This is a genomic window from Bdellovibrio sp. SKB1291214 (genome assembly GCF_002209355.2).
GTDB lineage: Bacteria > Bdellovibrionota > Bdellovibrionia > Bdellovibrionales > Bdellovibrionaceae > Bdellovibrio.
The window spans coordinates 2,345,001-2,365,863 of record NZ_CP106855.1; the positions used below are offsets into that span (position 1 = coordinate 2,345,001).

General features: G+C 45.5%; 20 protein-coding genes. 13 read left to right on the plus strand and 7 right to left on the minus strand.

The features are described from left to right. Positions 1–18: 18 nt before the first annotated feature. Genes B9G69_RS11565 through B9G69_RS11585 form a run of 5 tightly spaced genes read left to right on the plus strand, consistent with a single transcriptional unit; the run spans position 19 to position 7,052 of the window. A complete protein-coding gene (locus tag B9G69_RS11565; RefSeq protein ID WP_254916811.1) occupies positions 19–1,338 on the plus strand; it encodes a hypothetical protein in 1,320 nt (439 codons plus the stop codon). Continuing rightward, on the plus strand, positions 1,328–3,721 hold the full coding sequence (locus tag B9G69_RS11570; RefSeq protein WP_088614910.1) for a hypothetical protein: 2,394 nt from the start codon (positions 1,328–1,330) through the stop codon (positions 3,719–3,721). Before B9G69_RS11565 ends, B9G69_RS11570 begins: the two co-directional genes overlap by 11 nt. Before the next feature lie 10 nt (positions 3,722–3,731). Further along, entirely contained in the window at positions 3,732–4,847 is a 1,116-nt protein-coding gene (locus B9G69_RS11575; RefSeq protein WP_254916810.1) for a hypothetical protein, read from the plus strand. Between the two features lie 2 nt (positions 4,848–4,849). Next, complete coding sequence (locus B9G69_RS11580) at positions 4,850–6,058, plus strand: RNA methyltransferase (RefSeq protein WP_254916809.1); 1,209 nt, start codon at positions 4,850–4,852, stop codon at positions 6,056–6,058. A gap of 52 nt (positions 6,059–6,110) precedes the next feature. Beyond that, positions 6,111–7,052: a hypothetical protein gene (locus B9G69_RS11585; RefSeq protein WP_088614907.1), complete on the plus strand. Its 942-nt coding sequence runs from the start codon at positions 6,111–6,113 to the stop codon at positions 7,050–7,052. A 112-nt stretch (positions 7,053–7,164) separates the two neighbouring features. Here the strand turns inward: B9G69_RS11585 and B9G69_RS11590 are convergent, their stop codons facing one another. Then, complete coding sequence (locus B9G69_RS11590; protein WP_088617125.1) at positions 7,165–8,352, minus strand: endonuclease/exonuclease/phosphatase family protein; 1,188 nt, start codon at positions 8,350–8,352, stop codon at positions 7,165–7,167. Positions 8,353–8,487: 135 nt separating this feature from the next. On the opposite strand from B9G69_RS11590, the gene B9G69_RS11595 reads away from it, so the two are divergent. Beyond that, positions 8,488–9,411, plus strand: coding sequence for a hypothetical protein (locus tag B9G69_RS11595; protein ID WP_088614906.1), 924 nt, complete (start codon positions 8,488–8,490; stop codon positions 9,409–9,411). Between the two features lie 211 nt (positions 9,412–9,622). Then, complete coding sequence (locus tag B9G69_RS11600) at positions 9,623–11,053, plus strand: methyl-accepting chemotaxis protein (RefSeq protein WP_088614905.1); 1,431 nt, start codon at positions 9,623–9,625, stop codon at positions 11,051–11,053. Here B9G69_RS11600 and B9G69_RS11605 read toward each other — a convergent pair. Beyond that, positions 11,050–11,898, minus strand: a complete 849-nt coding sequence (locus B9G69_RS11605) for an RluA family pseudouridine synthase (RefSeq protein ID WP_088614904.1) — start codon at positions 11,896–11,898, stop codon at positions 11,050–11,052. The two genes, B9G69_RS11600 and B9G69_RS11605, sit on opposite strands and share 4 nt — an antisense overlap. Before the next feature lie 97 nt (positions 11,899–11,995). Here B9G69_RS11605 and B9G69_RS11610 point away from each other — a divergent pair, with 97 nt between their 5' ends. Next, a complete protein-coding gene (locus B9G69_RS11610; protein ID WP_254916808.1) occupies positions 11,996–12,670 on the plus strand; it encodes a DedA family protein in 675 nt (224 codons plus the stop codon). Between the two features lie 69 nt (positions 12,671–12,739). On the opposite strand, the gene B9G69_RS11615 is transcribed toward B9G69_RS11610, so the two are convergent. Further along, a complete protein-coding gene (locus B9G69_RS11615; protein WP_088614903.1) occupies positions 12,740–13,798 on the minus strand; it encodes a hypothetical protein in 1,059 nt (352 codons plus the stop codon). 133 nt (positions 13,799–13,931) lie between these two features. Here B9G69_RS11615 and B9G69_RS11620 point away from each other — a divergent pair, with 133 nt between their 5' ends. From B9G69_RS11620 to B9G69_RS11640, 5 genes are read left to right on the plus strand one after another with little or no spacing between them, the layout of a single operon-like run. Further along, positions 13,932–14,765: a TatD family hydrolase gene (locus B9G69_RS11620; RefSeq protein ID WP_088614902.1), complete on the plus strand. Its 834-nt coding sequence runs from the start codon at positions 13,932–13,934 to the stop codon at positions 14,763–14,765. A gap of 6 nt (positions 14,766–14,771) precedes the next feature. Next, positions 14,772–15,677: a ThiF family adenylyltransferase gene (locus tag B9G69_RS11625; RefSeq protein WP_088614901.1), complete on the plus strand. Its 906-nt coding sequence runs from the start codon at positions 14,772–14,774 to the stop codon at positions 15,675–15,677. Continuing rightward, entirely contained in the window at positions 15,677–15,814 is a 138-nt protein-coding gene (locus tag B9G69_RS11630) for a hypothetical protein (RefSeq protein WP_176400929.1), read from the plus strand. Before B9G69_RS11625 ends, B9G69_RS11630 begins: the two co-directional genes overlap by 1 nt. Further along, on the plus strand, positions 15,783–16,841 hold the full coding sequence (locus B9G69_RS11635) for a class I SAM-dependent methyltransferase (protein ID WP_265437757.1): 1,059 nt from the start codon (positions 15,783–15,785) through the stop codon (positions 16,839–16,841). The genes B9G69_RS11630 and B9G69_RS11635 overlap by 32 nt, the downstream gene beginning before the upstream one ends. Positions 16,842–16,894: 53 nt before the next feature. Then, positions 16,895–17,866, plus strand: a complete 972-nt coding sequence (locus tag B9G69_RS11640) for a deoxyhypusine synthase family protein (RefSeq protein ID WP_088614899.1) — start codon at positions 16,895–16,897, stop codon at positions 17,864–17,866. A gap of 63 nt (positions 17,867–17,929) precedes the next feature. Here the strand turns inward: B9G69_RS11640 and B9G69_RS11645 are convergent, their stop codons facing one another. The 4 genes from B9G69_RS11645 to B9G69_RS11660 all read right to left on the minus strand — a co-directional run bounded on the left by B9G69_RS11645 (position 17,930) and on the right by B9G69_RS11660 (position 20,760). Next, positions 17,930–18,466: a hemerythrin domain-containing protein gene (locus B9G69_RS11645; protein WP_088614898.1), complete on the minus strand. Its 537-nt coding sequence runs from the start codon at positions 18,464–18,466 to the stop codon at positions 17,930–17,932. 82 nt (positions 18,467–18,548) lie between these two features. Continuing rightward, positions 18,549–19,184 carry a DUF1990 family protein gene (locus tag B9G69_RS11650; protein ID WP_088614897.1) on the minus strand — a complete coding sequence of 212 codons (636 nt, stop codon included), beginning with the start codon at positions 19,182–19,184 and terminating at the stop codon, positions 18,549–18,551. Continuing rightward, positions 19,169–19,741 carry a DUF1990 family protein gene (locus B9G69_RS11655; protein ID WP_088614896.1) on the minus strand — a complete coding sequence of 191 codons (573 nt, stop codon included), beginning with the start codon at positions 19,739–19,741 and terminating at the stop codon, positions 19,169–19,171. Before B9G69_RS11655 ends, B9G69_RS11650 begins: the two co-directional genes overlap by 16 nt. 77 nt (positions 19,742–19,818) lie before the next feature. Further along, positions 19,819–20,760, minus strand: coding sequence for a lytic murein transglycosylase (locus B9G69_RS11660; protein ID WP_176400927.1), 942 nt, complete (start codon positions 20,758–20,760; stop codon positions 19,819–19,821). Positions 20,761–20,863 lie beyond the last annotated feature (103 nt).

The following is a 20,863-nucleotide window of genomic DNA, read 5'->3' on the forward strand; positions in this document are numbered from 1 at the left end:
GGGGCTTCTATATTTCATTTGATTGTTTTTTGGGCAGTGCTAGCTGTCCCAGGTTTCGCTGTGGCCCAAGTGCGCACGGAAATGAAGCTATTCTCCGACTCCTTTATCAGCCCAGAATTTGAAGCTACGCAGAAAAATAACTACCAGTTTGTGGGTGCCGGCATTAAGACCGAGCCCTTTTCAGACGCAGCACTTCGTATGGATATTTCCGGCGGTGTGGCGGTGGGTTCGCCTCTTTTGAATTATCTAAATATCGCTGAATTTTATGTGCAAACCAAACAAAGTGACACAGAGACGTTCTTTATAGGACGTAAAAAAATGCTGTGGAGTGAGCTCGACGCGCGTTGGGAATTGGGCGTGTGGGAGCCTCTTTTTAAATGGAACCCACTGGCTCCAGAACGCCAAGGTCTGTCGGGTATTTTCTGGCAAACAGAAGGCAAACAATACTCATTCACTTTGTTTGCTTCGCCTATTTATATTCCAAGCCAAGGCCCGAGCTTTGAAATCGAAGACGGGGACTTTGTAAAAGGAAATCCGTGGTTTCACCAACCGCCACAAAGTGTGCGCATCTGGGATGAAGCCACTCAAATGCAGTACAACATGAATCAACCAAACACGACCGAAATTGTCGTGCAAAACTCCTATGGTGCAAAGATAGCCGTCGGGGACCCGAATGGCTTAAAGGCACAGTTAAGCTATATTTATAAACCCGATAATACGTTGGCGATTGGTTATCAAGGCAGTCTTGATCTGAGCACTTTAAAAGGGAACGTCGAATTGCGTCCCCAAGTTTTCTATCACTCGCTCACTGGCGGGGATTTAACTTATAAAACCGGCCGTTTGCGTATGGGGATTAGCACGATTTTGGATCGCCCCACAAAAGAAAATGTTTTTAATGATCCAGATTGGACTCAACCTGTTTTCGAAGATGCTTTGCTAGTAAGTCCCTTTGTCGAGTGGGACAATGGAAACTGGGCCCTCAATATCATGCGCTTGGATATCTATGGCGGTAAAGTGACAGAGACAGGGGCGGACTTGGCCAATGAGCCATTGACGAATCTGTATCCATTCTATGAAGCCAACCAGATTTCGGTATTGAACAACTTGAGCTTAGGCAAAGCCCGCCGCTTGCTTTCCAAAGTAAGCTACATGATGTCTGATAAAAATGATTTTCAACTATTCCGAGTCCATACTCGTCTGCGCTTGTCAGGCTTGTGGTCCTTCTTTGGCGAGATGCAAATGCTCAAAGCCGGTCCCACTTCAAAAGAAAATCAAAATGAACTGGCGCAGTTTGCAAACAACGACCGTTTGATGTTAGGAGCAGCTTATGTCTTTTAAGAATAAGCTCTCTTTATTAATGGCCTCGTTGATCATGACGACATCCGTGGTGGGTTGCAGCGATTTTATCAATGGCCGTGAGACCAAAGAAGAAGAACTGCATTTCGCTAATGATAAGCTGGTCTGTTTAAGAGATGTGCCTGCTTCTTTGAAACGCTTAACAACAGGCGATGCGGAATCTAAAGAAATCATTATCTCGGTGGATTGTCTGCGCGAAGCCCTGGTGTACTTCCAAAAGAAAACTTACGGGGCGCAAAGCAATGCCTACACAGTGGAAGAAATGCGTCGTTTCTTCAGTAAGTATTTTTTAAAAGAAAACGTTGTGACTCCGGAGTTCGCTCTGGAATTGATGAAAATTAAAAAGGCCCTTCTGGGTGGTTCGAATAATAATCTGACTAAGGATGAAATCACTCGTTTGGTCGAAGTGCTGGCGATTTTACGTGATGAGGCGGTGGATTTAGCGCCGCATATCAAGCTATTGCTTTTAAAAACGGAAGTGGACGAGGCGAACTGGCAGCAGGTTTCGGCAGCGACAGAGCAACTGCGCATCGGTGCTCAACGTTTACTGGAAAAAACCGAGCTCAGCCGTTCTGATTATTCCTTTGAAGACGGCAAACGTGCGATCAAAGGTTTCAAAGAATTCGTGAAAGAAAAAGACACAGAGGCCCGTGTATCGCAGTGGCTGCCTGTGGTGGAAGTGGTTAAGAATGTGCTGATGGGCCGGGAAGCTCAGCTTGCAACCTTCAGTCAGTGGAAGGGCAGTCTGAACAGCTTGGTGGATTTATACGGCTTATTCCTAAAGTACCACTACGTGATTCATAATTTCGATACCAGCAATCAAACCAAAGTGCGCGAAGTCAGTCAGTTTATTGGTCAAGCGATTGACTTGATCGAAGGATGTCCTCAAATCACCACCCGTGGCATGATTCCATTGGAAGATATTGATAATTTAATTGAGACGATTTTGAATCTGCCCCAGGTAAAAAAAGTTGTTCAGATTCGCCCTGTTTCCGTCGAGACTTTGTATCGCGCTGCCATTTTGAGATTGTTAGAACCGGGTCGTAACGGAGATTCTCGAGGTATATTAGGGCTTGAGAAAAAGCACATCGTCGCTTTACGTCGTGAATACAATGTTTGGAGATTAGTCCAAAGCTTTGCGGATTCTCAGTTGCAAGGCCAACGTTCCGTGGATGCTCCCATCCCTAGAAACGAACTCCTGTTGAACTATAAACAGTTCGATAACGGCTCGGTGATTAATAATGGTTTGTCATCAGATCCCTACGAACAAACGGCTTTGTTGAATGCTTGGAATGACTTTGGAGATTTACTAAAATCCAATGTTTTGATCGTTTATAATAAAAACGGGCGTATTGAAGAATACAATAATAATGATACTCTTTCGACCACGTGGACCGGTCTTACAAAATCAAATTTGATGCGTGCAATGTCCCGTGCCCTGATGTTGGCCTATGGTAAAGAGACCAGTGGTGAACTTAAAAAAGCGACGATCCAACCCGAGGGCCTATACACTTGGTACGAGGATTTTAAAGAGCTGATGTTTGACCTTAAAGCGTTTGATCGACGTACGGGCAATACGGCTTCGCGTTCGTTCCAAGAGGCGAATTTCTTTACGTTCAGTGGTAATGGCGATGATTACATGAATCAAAGGGAGACCTATGAGTTCGTGAGCTTGCTGTTCAGTGCAGGCTTGTCGTCTTCGGCATCGATTTATAATGACATGTTGGTCGAAGGCTGTGGTAAAGCGAATGGTTTGTCGCTGCGTGAAGATACAGATCCACTGGGCTTTTATTATTTGAATGATAAGTGCTTTGAAAGTCAGTTCCGTTTGCAGTTCAACAAGCATTTTGACAACTTGCCTGAGATGTCCAAATGGGTTGCGCGCATGACTCCGGCGGAATGGACTGAGTTCTATTCAACATTGCGATTCCTGTCTCGCGTTTCTGATAAAGAAGACGAAGGCTTGGTTGAGGTTGCCAACATCAGAACAATGGTGACAATCATCCATTACATCGAGTCGATCATGGTGAGCTATGATAAAGATCGTAATCAGACTTTGTCGCTGGATGAGGTCTATGCCGCATCTCCACGCTTTATGCCGTTTATTAAGAAAAGCACCACTGTGACGATGGAAACCCTGTTGAACCAAGGTTTTGCTTACCTCGTATTCTATGGCAAAGAGGGCAATGGGGCTCAATTAGCATGGTTCCAAGCACAGAAGATCTGGATGAATGAAGCAACGCGAATGAACCTTCTTCGCGTGATTAAAGTTATCAAGCAGAAAGATATGGATAAGGCCGCGCAGCAACAGAGATCGGCTCAAGGCTATTCAGCGCAAAATAAAGCAAAAATCCTCGTAAAATAGTCTTCCGAAATTGAACAGCTTCCCAAAGTACGTTAAGGTCTTTGGAATGTTGGGGTTTAGTTTTTGGGGAGCAGTTTTTGGGTTGTGTTTGGTGTCGCCAGTGGCGATGGCAAATGCCCATGCAATGGATGAAGAAGTCCCCATCGTTGTTCGTGAACCTGCTTCTGAGCCTGCCTATTATGCCAATAAAGATGCCACAGCTCGCATCGATACCTTTCTTGATAACAAGACCCTCAAAGCCAACACGCACTTTAACGACTGGCGTGTGGGCGAGACAGTCTCTGTTGAATCACAAAAAAGTGGGGTAGGGGTTATCGGGTTTTTGGAAATTCTAGGAGTTTCCAATAATGAAGATGGGACTTATCAAATCACGGCGGAACTCTTGCGCCAATCTCGCCTGCATTTCATTCAGATTGGCGATCAAATCAGTCACATCAATCTGTCGTCAGAAAATGACAAGTACAAGGGCACCACGGATTTATTGATCAAACGCCGTGGAAAAAATATTTCCGCTAAATACAAACCTCTGTTCACTCAAGGTGTGTCCGTGGGTGAAACGGCCGAGACATTGTGGCAGAACGAATATCTTTTAGCTTGGTACGGTCAGGCCAATTTCGGTGTGACGGATAAACTGTCAGTGGGAACAGTTTTAACGGGGGATATCGCAGGAGCTTACAATGCCTCTGCGAAATACCGCGTCTTTCAGTCCGATTCCAATACATTTTCTGTGGGCGCGAATACGGCCCATGTTCCCAGTGACAGTTCTAACACTCTGAACTTTACGGTGTACTGGGATTCTATTTCTTCGGAAAGCGTGATTTCTCACACCATGTTCACGGTGGCGGCAATGTCTTTTGCTAACGCCTCTGACATCACGGCAGTAAAGTCCCTGGGGACGACGTCCTTCCAAACGGGGTACGAGTTTATCAGCGACAACTGGGATCGTGTTTTACTGGGTCCTTCGTATAACTTTGAAACCAAAGCACTGGGTGGTTATTTAACCTATGTGAAAATTTGGGATCGTTTTCATTTCAGCTTATCACTTAATGCCACGGATGTTTCTTCATTCAAGCTTTCCGCGACGGATGGTTATTACGTTCTGTTTGATGCTTACTGGAGATTCTAATCGTGAAATTCTTTATTTCGACGCCCCTTGGGTTTGAAAACACTGCTCTTTTGGAGATGAAAGAGGTCTGGCCTTATTTGTTAGGTAAAGATGCCAAGACGCACGCGTTGTCATTCCCCGAAGTGGAAGTGATGATGGGAGGTTTGGAATTTGAGACGGAGCTGTTTCAAGCCTTGCAACTAAATTTCTTTTTGAAAACTGCCAATCGTCTTTTGCTTCGTATGACGTCTTTCAAAACGAAAGATCTGCCAAAATTTTATCAAAAATTTAAATCCCTTCCTTGGAAAGAGTATCTTCAGCACGGCAACGTCGAGTGGGAAGTGGCTGCGCAAAAAAGCCGCTTGAACAACGAAAAGCGTCTGCAAGAAAGCGCTGAAAAAGCTTTGTCTGAAATTTTCGCAGGTCAAACAGGTGAAACACCTTGTGCTTCGATTTATATCCGTATGGATGATGATCTTTGCACGATCAGTCTCGATGCCACAGGCGAGCATTTGCACAAGCGTGGATGGTCGATACTTAAAGGTGAAGCCCCAATGCGTGAAACGATCGCTGCTGAACTTCTGCGTGAAATGATCGGCGAAGCAACTCCAGGTGAAGTAGCTGGGGCTACTTTATGTGACCCGATGATGGGATCAGGAACTTTCCTGACAGAGGCGCGCGCCTTGTGGTCCGGTCAGTTCCAAAGGGATTTCGCCTTCAAACAATGGAAGAAATGCCCAAAGCTTTTCTTGTCTCCAAGCTTTGCTTTTAACTATGAAATTCCAGCTCGTGCTCCGTTTAAGGCTTTGTTGGGCATGGATATCAATCCCGAGATGCCTAACATCACCGAAAAAAACTTCGCCGAAGTTGAGTCTCAGCTAAAGGCCTATCAAAGGGATCAATTTAAACCCCAGGACCACAAATTCTGGGCCCAAAACTCCCTGGAAGCCCCTCAAGGTACGGACACACTTTCTCCGATCGGTAAGGCCCCTCAGGCTTTGTGGATGGTGGTCAATCCCCCTTATGGGGAGCGTTTGCCGGTGGCTGGGAAGGGTGGGCTTAAAGCTCTGGCGGCGGAGCTGTGTCGTCTTTACAAGCCCCAGAAGCTGGGGATCCTATATCCGGAAAAGGATAAGGTCGATCCGGCCCCTAACGGCTATAAAATCGAAAAGGAGATCAAAATTAACAATGGCGGCATCCGCTGTCTGTTCACAATTTTGACACCCCTGTAAAAGAGGATTTGTCTCTGGCGGAATCTTCCTGATCGGGTTAGATTCTGCCCCTATGAAAAGCCTAAAAGTATTTTCCGCTCTATTTTTGTCCTCTGCACTTTTAACGACTGCTTGCACTCCGCAAGATAAGCAGATCGGCACGCCTGACGTTATGGCGAAAATCAAATATCCAAAAGGGACAAAAGGAAAAACAGGCGGCGGTGCTTATGAAAAAGGCGCTTTCAAAATAGGTGCCTACGCGACATCGTCAGTGATCATGGAAAAACAAATCGAGGCGTTGGAGTTGGTACAATTGGCGTTGGGCCACGCAGACGCGACAAAGTCTTTGTACACATTGAGCGAGAAAGTGACTGACAGTGAAAAGTCACTAACGACTTTCAAGATTTCTTCGACACAAGAAGAAGTAAACTACGATAATAAATTGGGCTCGTTCAAAGGCAAAATGTCTAAGGGCTTCGATGTGGTTATCAATGGTGCTACTTCTGCCGTTTCCATTTCTGCAACAAAAATCAAAACAACTGCAGATGCAGTTAATTTGAAAAAGACATTCGTGAATGTTTTTGAAAATTCATATGCTGCGAACCTGACAGTGGATGCTCAAGATGCATCCAAGTTGAACTTGGTTGTCGAAGCATCAGGTAACTTCAATGCGGGTAGCGATAAGGGCTTTAAAAAAGACGACTATTCATTGAAAATGTTGATCGTGGTGGATGCAGCGAGCTTGAATGAGCCCACTGTAAAAGTCCTTTCTTCGACAGCTGTGATGGAACTGGGTAGCGATAAAGTTGAAGTGTCATCTGCTGGTTACAGCTTAAAAGTTGAAGGTCGCTGCAACGAACTTATCGGTTCCGGCAAAATTGAGTCCGACAAATATAAAAATCCAATCGCCTTCGATGCATCAACTATTACAGTTGGTGGTAACAGATGGAAACAAGACCTTGCACAATGTGGTCACCGTCCAACGGTTGATATCGGTCGCTTGTTAGTTTACTAAGATTTTTTGTAAAGCAAAAGCAAGGGCGGTCAGGCAACTGACCAGGGTAATAAAAAAGCCGTGGTTTAAAACGCGGCTTTTTTATTTGTACGCTCGATGATTTTAAGAGCGACTATTTCTTTTTAGACTTCGCAGGGACTTTCTTCGTAGTTTTTTTAGCCGTCGCCGGAGCTTCATCTTTCACCGGAGTCTTAGCTTCGCTTCTTTGTTTCAAACGCACATAGAGCGGGAAGTGATCCGCCACGCCATCCTGCGCATCGTAATCCCAGCGTTTTGGATACTTACCTTTTTTAAGGTGAACCGGATTGTAGCGAATCACATCGATTGTCTGCGGAAGCATTTGATAGCTGCCAGCTCCATCGGCTTGAAGTGCTGGGCTGTAAACTTGGGCATCAAGGAAGGACCAAGAACCACGATAGTTGTGAGTCCCAGGACAGTCTTTGCAACCTACAAAATGAGAAACAGCGCCACCTTTAGATAGGATGTCACGGAAGATATGAGCCTTCTCCTCCTCTTCAGCCGAGATATTCAAGTCTCCACCGAAAACCACCATCGCATTGGGACCTTTTGCTTTGATCAAGTCCACAGCAAATTGTGCGATTTGTTGACGCCAGTAAGTTGGGTTTGCTTGAGAAGGGAAGTGGCCCACCAGGAAGGTAATAGGATCGCCATTAGGTGCCTTTACAGTCACTTCAAGGATACGGCGCGAGCGCTCCATCCATTCACGGTCTTTTTCATTTTCTGGTTTCCAAGGGATTGGATGTAACACGGGTTTACCCACCAATGGAAAGCGCGATAAGAATGCCACGTTGATACCGCGTTTGTCAGGTCCATCGATAATCACTTGAGTTGTGTATTTTGCAGGGGCCAAGTGGTCGTTCAATTGTTTAAGAACCACGTCACTTTCGATTTCCATGATCATCAAGTTGTCAGGACCGTTGTTATCAACTCCCAAGATGACCTTAGAAAGATTCGTTAGCTTTTTCTCCAACGCCTCTGGAGACCAGTCCGTGGAAAGACACTCGTTTTGGCGGTAAGAACCTTCGTTATTTTTGACACATGCAGTGCGCAGGGATGCATCGCTTTTCTTCATATAAAGCGGCATGTATGTTTCGTCGTTGTGCCCTGGAGTCTTTACAGTGTCGAACAAGTTTTCGACGTTGAAGGACATCACGCTGATTTCGTTGTCTGCCTTGGGCGGAAGGTCCCATTGTTTTTTCGAGAAGGAAACAGCACAGCCCGTAAGGGAGGCCAATACCAGAGGCAAAATCAGGTTCTTTAAGAAGGAATGCTTTTTCATAGGCATTCACAGTAGAGGTTCTTGCGCGTCTGCTCAAGTCAAAAGACTGTCTAATTTTTGACTATTGTTTAATGCAAGGCGCTATGGCATAACTTCCAGGACTTTGTCGTAAGCATCCGTAATTAGGAGTGAAAAATGTTAAGAAAAGCGACCGGTTTTTTGATCGCAAGTTTGTTCGTTTCTTCTGCTTTTGCAGCGGTACTCGACGGTGACGACTTTGTTTCCGCAACTTCAGTGGGTGGTCGCGCTAACGACTGGTCTTTGACTTTCTTCTCCATCGCTTCCCAAGCGAATATGAAACCAGGCAAAACAGAAACAAGCACACGCTCTTTAGATACTTACGACTATTTCTCTTTAAATTATAAAGTAAGCGGCGAGGAAAGAGCTTCTTTGCGTTTGCCATTCTTGTACAACACTGCAGGACAAGACGAATACGGCGAACAACAAACTTCTAACTTTGCCATGCAAGACATCCACTTCGTGTATCAAAACTACGACTTGGGTTATTTTGGCGATATCGATCTTTCAGGTAAAGTGAAAGTGTACCTTCCATCCAGCAAAGTCTCTCAAGAACAAGGTTTGATCACAAAGATTCGTCTTGAAGGTTACGCGGACTATAGACTCTCTCGTCGTTGGTCTTTGGCGTACGTTGCGAAACCAGATATTTACTGGCAAAGCCAAACGGCAAGTTTGAATTCATCGATCCCAACTTTCGATGACGGGATGTATGTGACAGACCCACGTCAAACGAATAAGCAATTCGGTCTAGAGCACTACTTGCAAGTTCAGTGGGAAATTAATCAGATGTTCGCGTTTTCCACGAAAACGGGATTCGTTGAAAATTGGTACCACTCTTCTGCAACGGAAGGTTTAGAAGGGGATCACACGACTGCTCTTCGCTTGGGCTTAAACATGTGGATTAAACCCGTTCGTGGATTGTCATTCTCTTTAGGTATCGGCAACGATTCGATGCTGGGCTCTTATAAAGGTGAAGATACAAAAATCTGGCAACCATTCAATACGCAGTATTCTTTGATGACGAACATCTATGTCTTGTAGTCGCGACTAGCGATCTACCGTTACAGCAGTTTTTTGCAAAAAGGCCCCTCCGAAAGAGTGGCCTTTTTTTATTCGCTTTGCGAGACCATGGGAGGTTGTTTCTAGCAAAGCTGGTTGGAATACCTTGAGAATCCATTTGATATTGTCCGAAGATCCCTCTTAACTTAAGTTCTGAATTCCGCCACCCGAAACGTGTCCGTCAGGAGCGTGTATGGGTAAATTAAGTCTAAGTCAAAAGATGACAGCTATTTTCGTTCTGCTAAGCGCAGGTATTCTAGCAGTTTCAGTCATCGGTCTGGTGAACATCAAAGAAATTGGCAAGGTGGTCACCTTAATCACCGATGTGCAATTTAAGAACGTGGTTGAGACGATGAACTTGAAGGACTCTTTTCATAGCCAGATGATCTATGAAAGAAATTACGTCCTTTTCTATTTTAATCCTGAGAAGCGGGCCAACAACGCGGCTCAAATCGCAAAGCTTGATGAAAGTATTCAGGCATTAATTAAACACCACATGAATATTATGGATCCCCGTGAGCGTAAAAGCCTCGACGAGTTTTCCAAAGCGTACAACCTTTGGCTAGAGAACGATAAGAAAGTTCAAGCTGTGATGGCAACGGAAAAAGGGACTGAGGAAGCTCTTCGGTTGATTTCTACAGTGGGGCGTGATTCACGACTTGCCGGTGATAAAGCTTTGGATGAGATCGTTTCATTCAATCACGAACAGCTTGAGTTCGAGAAAAAATCGACAATACAGGCTATTCAATCTGCCCTGGAAATTATGGTCACAACAAGCTTGATTGTGATTTTCTTGGGCGGAGTCCTGGCGTTTACGACGTTGCGCAATCTTTCGAAAGCTATCAATAATATTTTATCGCTTCTAAGCAATAACGCCGCCAAGGTTCAAGATACAGCTTCGCAAATAGCAAGCTCATCGGACAGTCTTTCCCAAAGCTCCACGGAACAAGCCTCCTCCCTCGAAGAAACAGTAGCAACTATCGAGGAGCTGACGGCGATGGTGAAAGTAAATGCCGATAACGCGACTCAAGCGACTTTGTTGTCGGAAAATACTTTACGAAGCGCGCAGCAGGGCGAAAACAAAATCCAGGCCTTGCTAGAAACAATGAAAGTCATTGACCTGGATTCTAAAAAAATCCAAGAAATCACGAAAGTCGTCGATGATATCGCCTTTCAAACGAACCTTTTGGCCCTTAATGCGGCTGTCGAAGCAGCACGAGCCGGAGAGCAAGGCAAGGGCTTTGCCGTTGTTGCAGAGGCGGTTCGTACCTTGGCTGCTCGAAGCAGTGAGGCCGCCAAAGATATCAATTCATTAATCAGTTCCAGCGTTCAAAGAATTCAGTCCGGATATTCTGAAGCGGGCCAAAGTGTGGCTTCGTTGTCTGAAATAGTGGGCTCTGTTAAGAAAGTTGCAGACTTAAATTCTGAAATCTCAACAGCAACAACAGAACAGTCCAATGGCATCATCCAGATTGGCAAAGCGATGAATCAGTTAGACGCCGTCACTCAAGGAAATGCAGCAGCCTCTGAGCAAGCCGCGGCATCGTCGCAGGAACTGGCAGGTGAGGCTATACATTTAAATGGAGTGGTCGAAAATCTTCGTGTGGTGATTAAAGGAGCCTAAATTTTGAAATGATGATGATCGCCGGTGAGGGGATTTAAGAACTCTAATTCGCAGGCGGTCAGTTCAATTCGCTCGTCATCCCATCTTTTTTTTGCACCATAGGTATGATCGCCGATGATCGGGGATTTTTCGAACCCAAGTTGAGCGCGAATTTGATGCGTTCTGCCTGTGTGCAAATGAATCTTTAATTCCATATGTTCTTGATGGGGAATCACTTCCAAAATCTCAAGCACGCATTCTTGCCATTTGTCCCGGGGTTCGTGACTGACGACTTTCGGCGCACGTGGGGAGGGCTCCATATAATGTTTCAGAGTTTTCGCCGTGGGCGCGGGGCCTTCAATCAAGGCGCGATAGATTTTTTTGATCTCCCGAGCGATCAGTAATTTATTGAACGCTGTTTGGAAGTCCACCGTTTTTGCATAAATAATTAAACCATTCGTCGGAACATCCAGACGATGAGTGACATACAATTTTTCTTGAAGAGCTTCTTCCATGTAAGATTGCAAATTTTCGCGGATGTTATCAACACTTCCATGAACGGGCATTCCAGAGACTTTGTTCACGACCACGAAGTGCTCATTCTGAAAAATAATACGCTTTGTGAAGTCGACATTACCTTTTGGGAATCTGCGGGGTTTTGTATGGACTCGTAAATAGTCTCCAGATGAAACCAAAACGTTTTCGAGAATGCGACTATGGTTTAGATAGATGGCACCCAGGTGTAACAAATAGTCCACTTCTTCCGAAGAGACTTGTAGAATGCTTAATAAAACATCACGCACCGACCCGGATATCGGGCTGATGATGTGTTTTACTCCGTATTCAAATCCTCTTTCGCTCTGCATACTATTCCTTATGACGGAAAGTGACCATAGCACAGCGTGACGTGGGTGTTCAAGTGCGGGAGATAACTGCATAGTAGGTTACCTAGGAGAATTGCTTTTGGAATTTGCTAACGAGCCGATATTTCAGTGGATGTCGCAGTTTGCTTACCAGCCATACACGGTTTACTTCGCGTTGATCGGTATGATGTTGTTGTCAGCAGTTGGCTTGCCGTTGCCGGAAGAAGTGACTCTTATTAGCGTTGGGATTCTGGCGTTCATGGGTGCTCACCCAGATCATTTTCCTCCGCCGTATCCGGGTGCTCCCGTGGTCAACGTTCATACCGCTGCCATTATTGCATTCTTTGCCGTCTTCTTAAGTGATTTCCTCATTTATGGTGTGGGCAGGGTGTTTGGTCGGAAGCTTTTGTATCACCCTCGCGTTCATAAGATGTTCCCGCCGCACTTGATGAAGCGTGTGGAAGAGTGGACTCATAAATACGGTGCCTATGCATGCGGTATCTTCCGTTTCACTCCAGGTATTCGTTTCCCAGGCCACTTGGCGTGCGGGATGCTGCACTTCCCAGTTTGGAAATTCTTGCTGATCGACGGTTTAGCGGCAGCGATCAGCGTTCCGACCCAGATTTACCTTTTGGCTCATTACGGGGAGCCGATCCTGATGAAGCTTCGCCAGTTTAAACTGGTGGTTTTCGGAGTGATTGGGTTGTTGTTAATTTACTTCCTCTTCAAAAAGATCCGCGAAAAAATGCTGCAAAAGAAAAACGCAGCTACATAAAAAGCAAAAAGCCTGGCTCATCACCAGGCTTTTTTTATTGGATCTTTTTTAGCGATTTTCGCAAGCGGCCTATGCCGCTTTTACCCCGTGAACCAACTCTTCAGAAACTTCGCACGACAAGTGCAAAGCGACTGGTTTGTTGTGGCTCTTAGGCTCGATGTCTTTCCAAAAGATTTTTTCATAACCGTTTTGAAGGGCGAAAATTTCTTCGCGGATTTTAAATAACAAACCAGCAGGGGACCCTAACAACCAATCGATTTGAACCAAATAGAAAGCTTCTTCAAGCTCCACCGGATTTAAACTTGTGATGAACGATTTCGGCAAGTTATGAACCAAATGGCAAGCATTGTGCGAGTATTTTTGGAATGCTTTTTCCATTGGCGACGCGAACAACTTTTCAACGCGTGAATCTGGTGTGCCCCGGCCAGTGAAAGGTTCCGAGAAACGTTTGAAGTTCCAGTAAAGCAAAGCATCGTTCACCACGTATTCAACACGCGGTAGGTAATCAGTTACAGCGTCTACTTTAACGGCTTCGTGAGAGGCGTCTTGAACGTGAGCATTGTGATCGATCGCGACCAAACTGCGAAGGTTATAGAGGAACGAATACAATGTATGAAGTTTATCCATGAAGGGCTTAGAAAAATTCAATCCAAAGTTGTAAAGCAAAGGAGACTCGGTCTTGTTTTCAAACCAAGAGAAAGTTTCAAGCAAAGGTCCTAATGCTGTCAGATCAATACCAGACGGAGTGATCGCCATTTCGAATGTTTCGTTAAAATGCTCTTCAAAAAGAGTGCAGATTTTAGGATCAGTCACCGCAATGAGGGATTGAAGAGAACGAACACGTTGTTGAGAACGCTCGTAAATCTCGACGTGGGGATCCAACGTTTTCCAAGCTTCCATCGCGAATGGATAGTTCATGTTCTTTGTTGCCAAAGGCGACTTGATATAAGAGTTCAGTTTGACAAGTGACAAACCCACCAGGGCATCACTCATGTATTTGAATGGCGCATGGGGTTTGAATTTTTGAAAAGAGTTTTCATCACTCCAAAATTGAACCTTCTGGGGCTTCATTGTCGCGCCCTTCGCCATAGAGACATCAAATCCTAAACGTAGACCCTTGTGCTTCATACACACTCCTTCGCAATCTCATTTATCGGCCCGGAATGAGACTTGTTAGAGTCCTGAAATTATGCAAACCTTAAGTCGAGGAAAAGTTACCTGGTACCTTTTCCTTCACTCGGCGCAGCACTTTGGGGGGGCTATGACGGCTTTTGGAAGATGGATCGATGCTCACGGGCACTTGGCGGACCCACGCTGGAATGGCAAGCAGTCTGAGATCATCGAAGCGGCTCGTGGTAAGGGCATCCATTTCTTTATGCAAGGTGGAGTGGGTCCTGAGGACTGGGAACGCCAGCGACTTTTGAAAGCGCGTTATCCTTATCACATTGGCCTTTGCTATGGTGTGCATCCTTACTGGGTGGCGGACCATTCCGATGACGAACTGGAAGAGGCTTTGAATTTACTGGCTCAGCAATTGCCCGAAGCAATGGGCTTGGGCGAAGTCGGCTTGGATTTCCGTCCCCATATTATGAAGGACTCTCGTGACCGTCAGATTACGGCCTTCGAAGAGCAATTGGAATTAAGCCACATTGGCAATCGACCGCTCGTTTTACACATCGTTCAAGCCCACCACGAAAGCTTGATGATCATGGACCTCTTTGGCCTCCCCCCACAAAAAGGGATGATTCATTCGTTTAATGGCAGTGTGAAGAAGGCCGAGGATTTCCTCAGCCGAGGTTTGTATTTATCTGTCGGCGGGCCCGTGGCACGCGAAGACAACCAAAAGCTTCACCAAGCGGTGAGGGAGATTCCGCTGGAGTACCTTTTAATCGAAAGTGACAGCCCTGATCAGGCACCACCGGCCTATAAAGATCAGCTAAATCCACCTGAATCCATTTGGGAGGTAGCAAAGACTATAGGGAAGCTAAAATCCCTTGATCCTTTGGAAATATTAGATATCACTACGGGGAACTTTCATCGTCTTTTTGGCTCGACAGATCAGCATTTGGTCGACCCTCAGGACAGTATGCATTGAGGCTCCATGGATACAACGATCACAGAAAATAAAAACCCTTCTCAACCTCAACAACCGCCAGAAACGGAATACGTTCTGCATCGCCGTTTTGATCGTATGGGTCGCCTGGTGGGCGATGCCACGATGAAAAAGTTGATGAACACACACGTCATGGTTGTCGGTATCGGTGGCGTGGGTTCGTGGGCGGCTGAATCTTTGGCGCGTTCGGGTGTTGGTCACATCACGGTGGTTGATTTCGACGAAGTTTGTATCACAAACACCAATCGTCAGTTGCACGCCGTTCAAGGCATGGTCGGTAAGAAAAAAGCCGAAGTCATGGGTGAGCGTCTGCGCAAAATCAATCCTCAAGCTAAAGTGACTGTGATCCCTGAATTTTATAACGCTGAAAATTCCGAACGCATGCTGGCGATCAAACCGGATTACTTAATCGACGCTATCGATAATTTGACGGCAAAAGCACACCTTCTTGCGACTTGCGTGAAGGAAAATATTCACGTGATCACTTCTGCAGGTTCTGCTGCGAAAATGGATCCACTTCGTATCCAAAAGAAAGATTTGGCAGAGACACACACCTGTCCTTTGGCGCACCAGTTGCGTAAAATTCTTCGTCAAAAATACGATTTTCCAGAAAAGAAATTCGGCATTCCTTGCGTGTTCTCCGACGAACCCGTGATGATGCCCGAAGAGCTTACGTATGATAAGGGCATGGGCTTTAAATGCGTGTGTCCCAAAACGAATGATTTCCACGGTTGCGACAACCGCAATATGATTTATGGTTCTGCAAGTTATATCACAGGGACCTTCGGTCTGGTGATGGCTTCACACATTGTGAATGAAGTACGTGCCCAGGTCGCGCGCAGTGCTGAAGGCCCGGCAGGGACAGAAGCTGAAACAACAGAGGGAGTTCAGTAATGATCGTAGCGATGTGGTTTACCATGGTTGGAATGGTGATCATTGCGGGTTTCGTGATGGTCGGTTTAACATTAAGACATTGGGCGAAACAAAAGAAGATGACCAATGGCAAAGAAGCAGCAGCGACTCAAAAATAAATTAAGCCTGGGCTATTCTTTAGCCCGCTCCGCGCACTTTACTGCGCAACAGTTTACTTTGCCTTTGCTGGAAGCATTGGTGACTAGATCCATGCAAGGTCGCCCTGCGCTAGAGCTTAAAAATATCAAAAAGTCGTACACCGAACTTTATAACCTTCTTAAAAAAGACACTGACAACATCGATAAGGGACTTTATCCCCTCGAAGTCCTGTATCCCGAAAGCTTTGCAAAGCATGCACTTCGTTTTCCCCAGATTGTGGCTGATGGAGTGCACATTTCTCGTCGCCGTCGGGGCCGGGAATCTAAGGAATTCAATCAGGAAGCTCGAGAATACTTGGCTGATCTGCCGGAGTACTATCAACGTAATTTCCATTATCAAAGTGGCGGCTATCTGACTGAAAAATCCGCTGAGCTCTACGAACATCAGGTGGAAATCCTGTTCGCAGGCGCCGCAGATGCGATGAGAAGACTGATCATCCCTCTGGCCAAAGATGTTTTCTTAAATGAGGGAGAAGGCTTAAGGTTTTTGGAAGTGGCAGCAGGTACGGGGCGCCTGACTCGGTTTATGAAACTGGCTTTCCCAAAAGCTCAAATCACCGTTCTAGATCTGAGCGAGCCTTATTTAAAACAAGCACGCAAAAGTCTGGCACAGTTTCGGGGCCTTGATTTTGTCCAGGGTGCCGCTGAAGAGTTACCATTTAAGGACAATCACTTTGATTTCGTCTATTCTTGCTTTCTTTTTCACGAGCTCCCAGCAGATGTTCGGGATGGTGCCGTTTTGGAAGGCCTGCGCGTTTTAAAACCGGGCGGTTTTTATGGATTTGTCGACTCCCTGCAAAAGGGCGAAACGGAAGACCTGAATTGGGCTCTCGAGCAATTCCCAAAGGACTTTCACGAACCATTTTACAAAAACTACCTTCTCCATCCCATGGAGGATTTGTTGCGGGATTGCGGCTTTTCAGACCTTCGAAAAGACACAGGTTTTTTCAGTAAGGCCGTTCTTGCACAAAAGCCATTCTCTGCTTGAGTTTTTGCTTAAACATGCTACTTTTGCGCCTCTTCGCATAACAGGAGCATGTAATGGGACCGATTTCTCAATTTATCGAACATCACTATCGTCATTTCAACGCCGCGGCACTTAAAGACGCAGCTGTTGGTTATAAAAAACACATCGATAATAAAGGCCAAATGCTTGTGACACTTGCTGGTGCAATGTCTACAGCTGAGTTGGGTCTTTCTTTGGCTGAAATGATCCGCCAAGGTAAAGTACATGCGATTTCTTGCACAGGTGCGAACCTTGAAGAAGACGTGTTCAACTTAGTCGCTCACAATCACTACGAGCGTATTCCTAACTACCGTGACTTGACTCCGGCTGACGAACAAAAACTTTTGGAACGTCACTTGAACCGCGTTACTGACACTTGCATCCCTGAAGAGGAAGCAATCCGTCGTATCGAAAACGTTGTATTGGAATACTGGCAGGAAGCTGACCAAAAAGGTGAGTCTTACTTCCCTCACGAATTCATGTACAAAATCCTTCTTTCTGGGAAACTAGAACAGTACTACCAAATCGATCCTAAAAATTCTTGGTTGTTGGCTGCTGCTGAAAAAAACCTTCCAATGGTTGTTCCAGGTTGGGAAGACTCTACTTTGGGTAACATCTTCACTGGTCACATCATCAAAGGTGACATCAAGAAATCGACGACTGTTAAAGGCGGTATCGAATACATGAAGACGTGGGCAGAGTGGTACATGTCTGCTTCTAAAAAAGCCCCAGTGGGCTTCTTCCAAATCGGTGGTGGTATCGCTGGTGACTTCCCAATTTGCGTGGTTCCAATGTTGGAACAAGACTTGGGTCACGAAGACATCCCGTTGTGGAGCTATTTCGCACAGATCTCTGACTCTACAACGTCATATGGTTCATACTCTGGCGCGATCCCGAACGAGAAAATCACTTGGGGTAAACTAGCTCCAACGACTCCTTCGTACATCGTTGAGTCGGATGCTACTATCGTAGCACCACTGATCTTCTCCTACGTTCTGGGCTTGTAATTAGATTTTAGAATCTTAAAATTGAAAACCCCAGCTCACAAGGCTGGGGTTTTGTTTTTTGGTTTACAGGTGTTTGGGAGTGTTGGATTTCCTGAAGGCGTTGGTGAATCGGTTGGGCATGAGGTTTGCCACCATCTCCCACGTTGTAGCTATAATCGTCTCATCTTTAATTTCGGGCTTCATTCTTTCAAAGGCTTCGCCCATCATAAGGGCTTCTTCTTCGGTGAAGTTTTTCTTTGCGACTTCGAACATAAGCCCTTCCTCTTCTTCGACGTGGTGCTCAAGGGCCTCTTTAAGTTTTAGAGCGGTGTCTTTCCAGTCAAGACTGGCAATGTCTTTCAGCTGAAGGATGCGAAGCAAAGATTCTGCCTCCATGTGCTCTTTATAGCCATGCATGGCGATGTCTGATGTGGGCTTGAATTCTCTCAAAGTATTATAGAATACGGCCTCTTCAGCGCGCGAATGGGGGACGAGCTCATCACGAATCATGGTAACTAATTCACTGCGAGTCTGGTCGTCATCTTCGCTTAAATTTACCAACTGATTTAAAAGTGCTTTGACCTTGTCATGATCATTCTTTAACGCTTCGTAAATAATCATAATTACCTCCAACTATAGACTAAGACAATCCAGGGTCTTTACAAACCGTGTGCGAAAAAACACGGACAAATCACAATTCATGTTAAATGTTTGGTGAATTGGCTTGTGAGGCAATTCGCTTCAGCCTTCGAATAGATGAATATGCGAAATGCTTTTGGAGGGGGCGTCCAAAAACTCGAAATCCTGTTTGATAAAATAGATTGTCGATTTTGTCGGGGGTTGAATAGGCATTGATCGAAAAATCTATGATGCCGGTATTCAGATTTTTTGAGACCACAAAGGTGATTTCACCGACTTCGAAATGACCTTTGAGAGTGCGGTAGGAATAGCCCCACATTTTCATTTGGGTATTATTGATGGTTTTTATTTCATCAATCACTCGAGTGACCCGGACCCCGAAGTTAAAAGTCATTCCCATAAAATGGGCAATCATATACATGTTGCGACCTAAAAGTTCATCATGGGGATCAAAAACAGCTCGAATCAGTCGGGGATTTGGAAAATGATAGAGCTCTACTGCCAGCCTGACTCTTTCATAGGGGCCCTCGCTGACAGGGGCACCCGGCGCTTCTTTTCCGACGACGGCGTGATAGCGGTCGATCTTCCAGCCTCTTTTATCTTTTTTGGTATGATAGGTGGTGACATCATAGTTGTAGTCTAACGAGGAAATGTTTTTGATCTGATCTTTGTAATCAGTCCAACTCAGATTCTTTGCCATAGGCCTCGGTCCTCGTCGAATCGCTCGGTTTCGATGTCTATCATGAATTCATCTTCGGGCAATCCCGTGGCCGCTTTTGCAAAGCGCTTACAAAAGATGACCCACATCGCGGACTGTGCGACTTTGCCGATTGGAATTTTATCATACATCAAGTCGACTAAAAAATCCCGACTGCGCGCAATGGATTCAATCTGAAAAATGGTGGCGCCACTGCTGTCTTGAAGCAACTTAAAGAATATCTCGCCCGCTTCCAAGTGGCCTTTTAAAGTCACCAAAGAAAAAGAAACGTCCGTGACATCGGTGACACGCACAGGTCCATTCCAGGGGCCTGTGATGTGGACTTGAAATTCGTCATTCACGCAAAGGTCATCCTTTTCGCCGCTCAATTTTTCGAAGGAGGCGATCAGCGTGGGACAGAAAACATTTAAATCTTTTTTCAATTCACGCAAAGCTAACTTGGCCTTACGAAAACTAGTAGGCAGCGTTACTCGAAAAATTCGATGGTGCATCGGGCCAAAACCATCTGTGATATCTTGGGGCGTTTTGCGCTTCTCCATAGACAGATGATATAGAAAGATTCCCAAGTTTTGAGGACTTTCAAGGTCAATGCGTGAAAAATCAAAAACTAGACTGACTACTCCGATTTATCAATCGTGGCGGTTTTGTTTTCGATTGGAACCGGAATCATGGCTGGCACTTTTTGTGCGATATTCAAAATGCCGTTCGCATAATCACGGCTGTTGTTATATTTCATCAGCGCTGCCACTTGGGCTTCCAAGTTCGCGGTTTGCCAGCCATTTTTTTGCAGATAGTTTGCAACGCTCATGATGGCATCGTTGGGTTGCGTAATATTTGGAGTGGCGTCGGGCACCAAAGACTCAGCATAATCGCGATAACTCGACGGAATGAACTGGGGCAGACCGAAAGCACCCGCGTAAGAACCACGCAATTTTTTAAGGTCTAAATGCTTTTTCTTTCTGATCTCTGCCAAAGCGATCAGTTGTTCTTCCGCCCATTTTGATTTTGCAACGACACGTTTTTTCATCAACTCGCGAAGTTCTGCAGGAGTTTCGTATTTTTTAACTTCTTTATTTTTCAAAAGAGCCAAGCGAGTCAGTTTATTTAAATTTTCGGGGCGTTTTGCTTGTAACAAGTGCAGATAGACACTCACGATATGGAACGTTCCCATGTCGGCGCCATGACGTGTCTCAATCCACAAAAGGGAAGAGACGACTTCTGCAGGAACTCCAAATTGTTTTTCAGCAGCTTGGAAGGCTTCAGGATTTTCTTTGATAAAGTTTGCTGCTTTCTGAACAGCTTTGGGATCAAGCTCGGTCAAATGGGCTCCAGATGGTGTCAGAAAACCCAGTAAATTCAGAGTAACGACTTTGTCGAAACTTTTTGGTTCATAGTGTTCAACGGATTCTTCCGTAAACGCTTTGGAAAAGCCAATACGGTGCATTTTCGAGCGAACCCATTCTTGATCGGCCGCGATCAATTTGGGCTTCGCCGGGCGAGCAGCAATGCTCACATCAGCCGTGAATGTAAGGAGTAAGACCATCAAGATTGTCCGCACCTTTATCTCCTCTGGTTTCATCAACCCGTAAAAGATTATGCTATGCTAAACAACGGTGGGATGGCTTCCACAGAGTGAAAAACGGACCTGAAGTCGCAAAGAC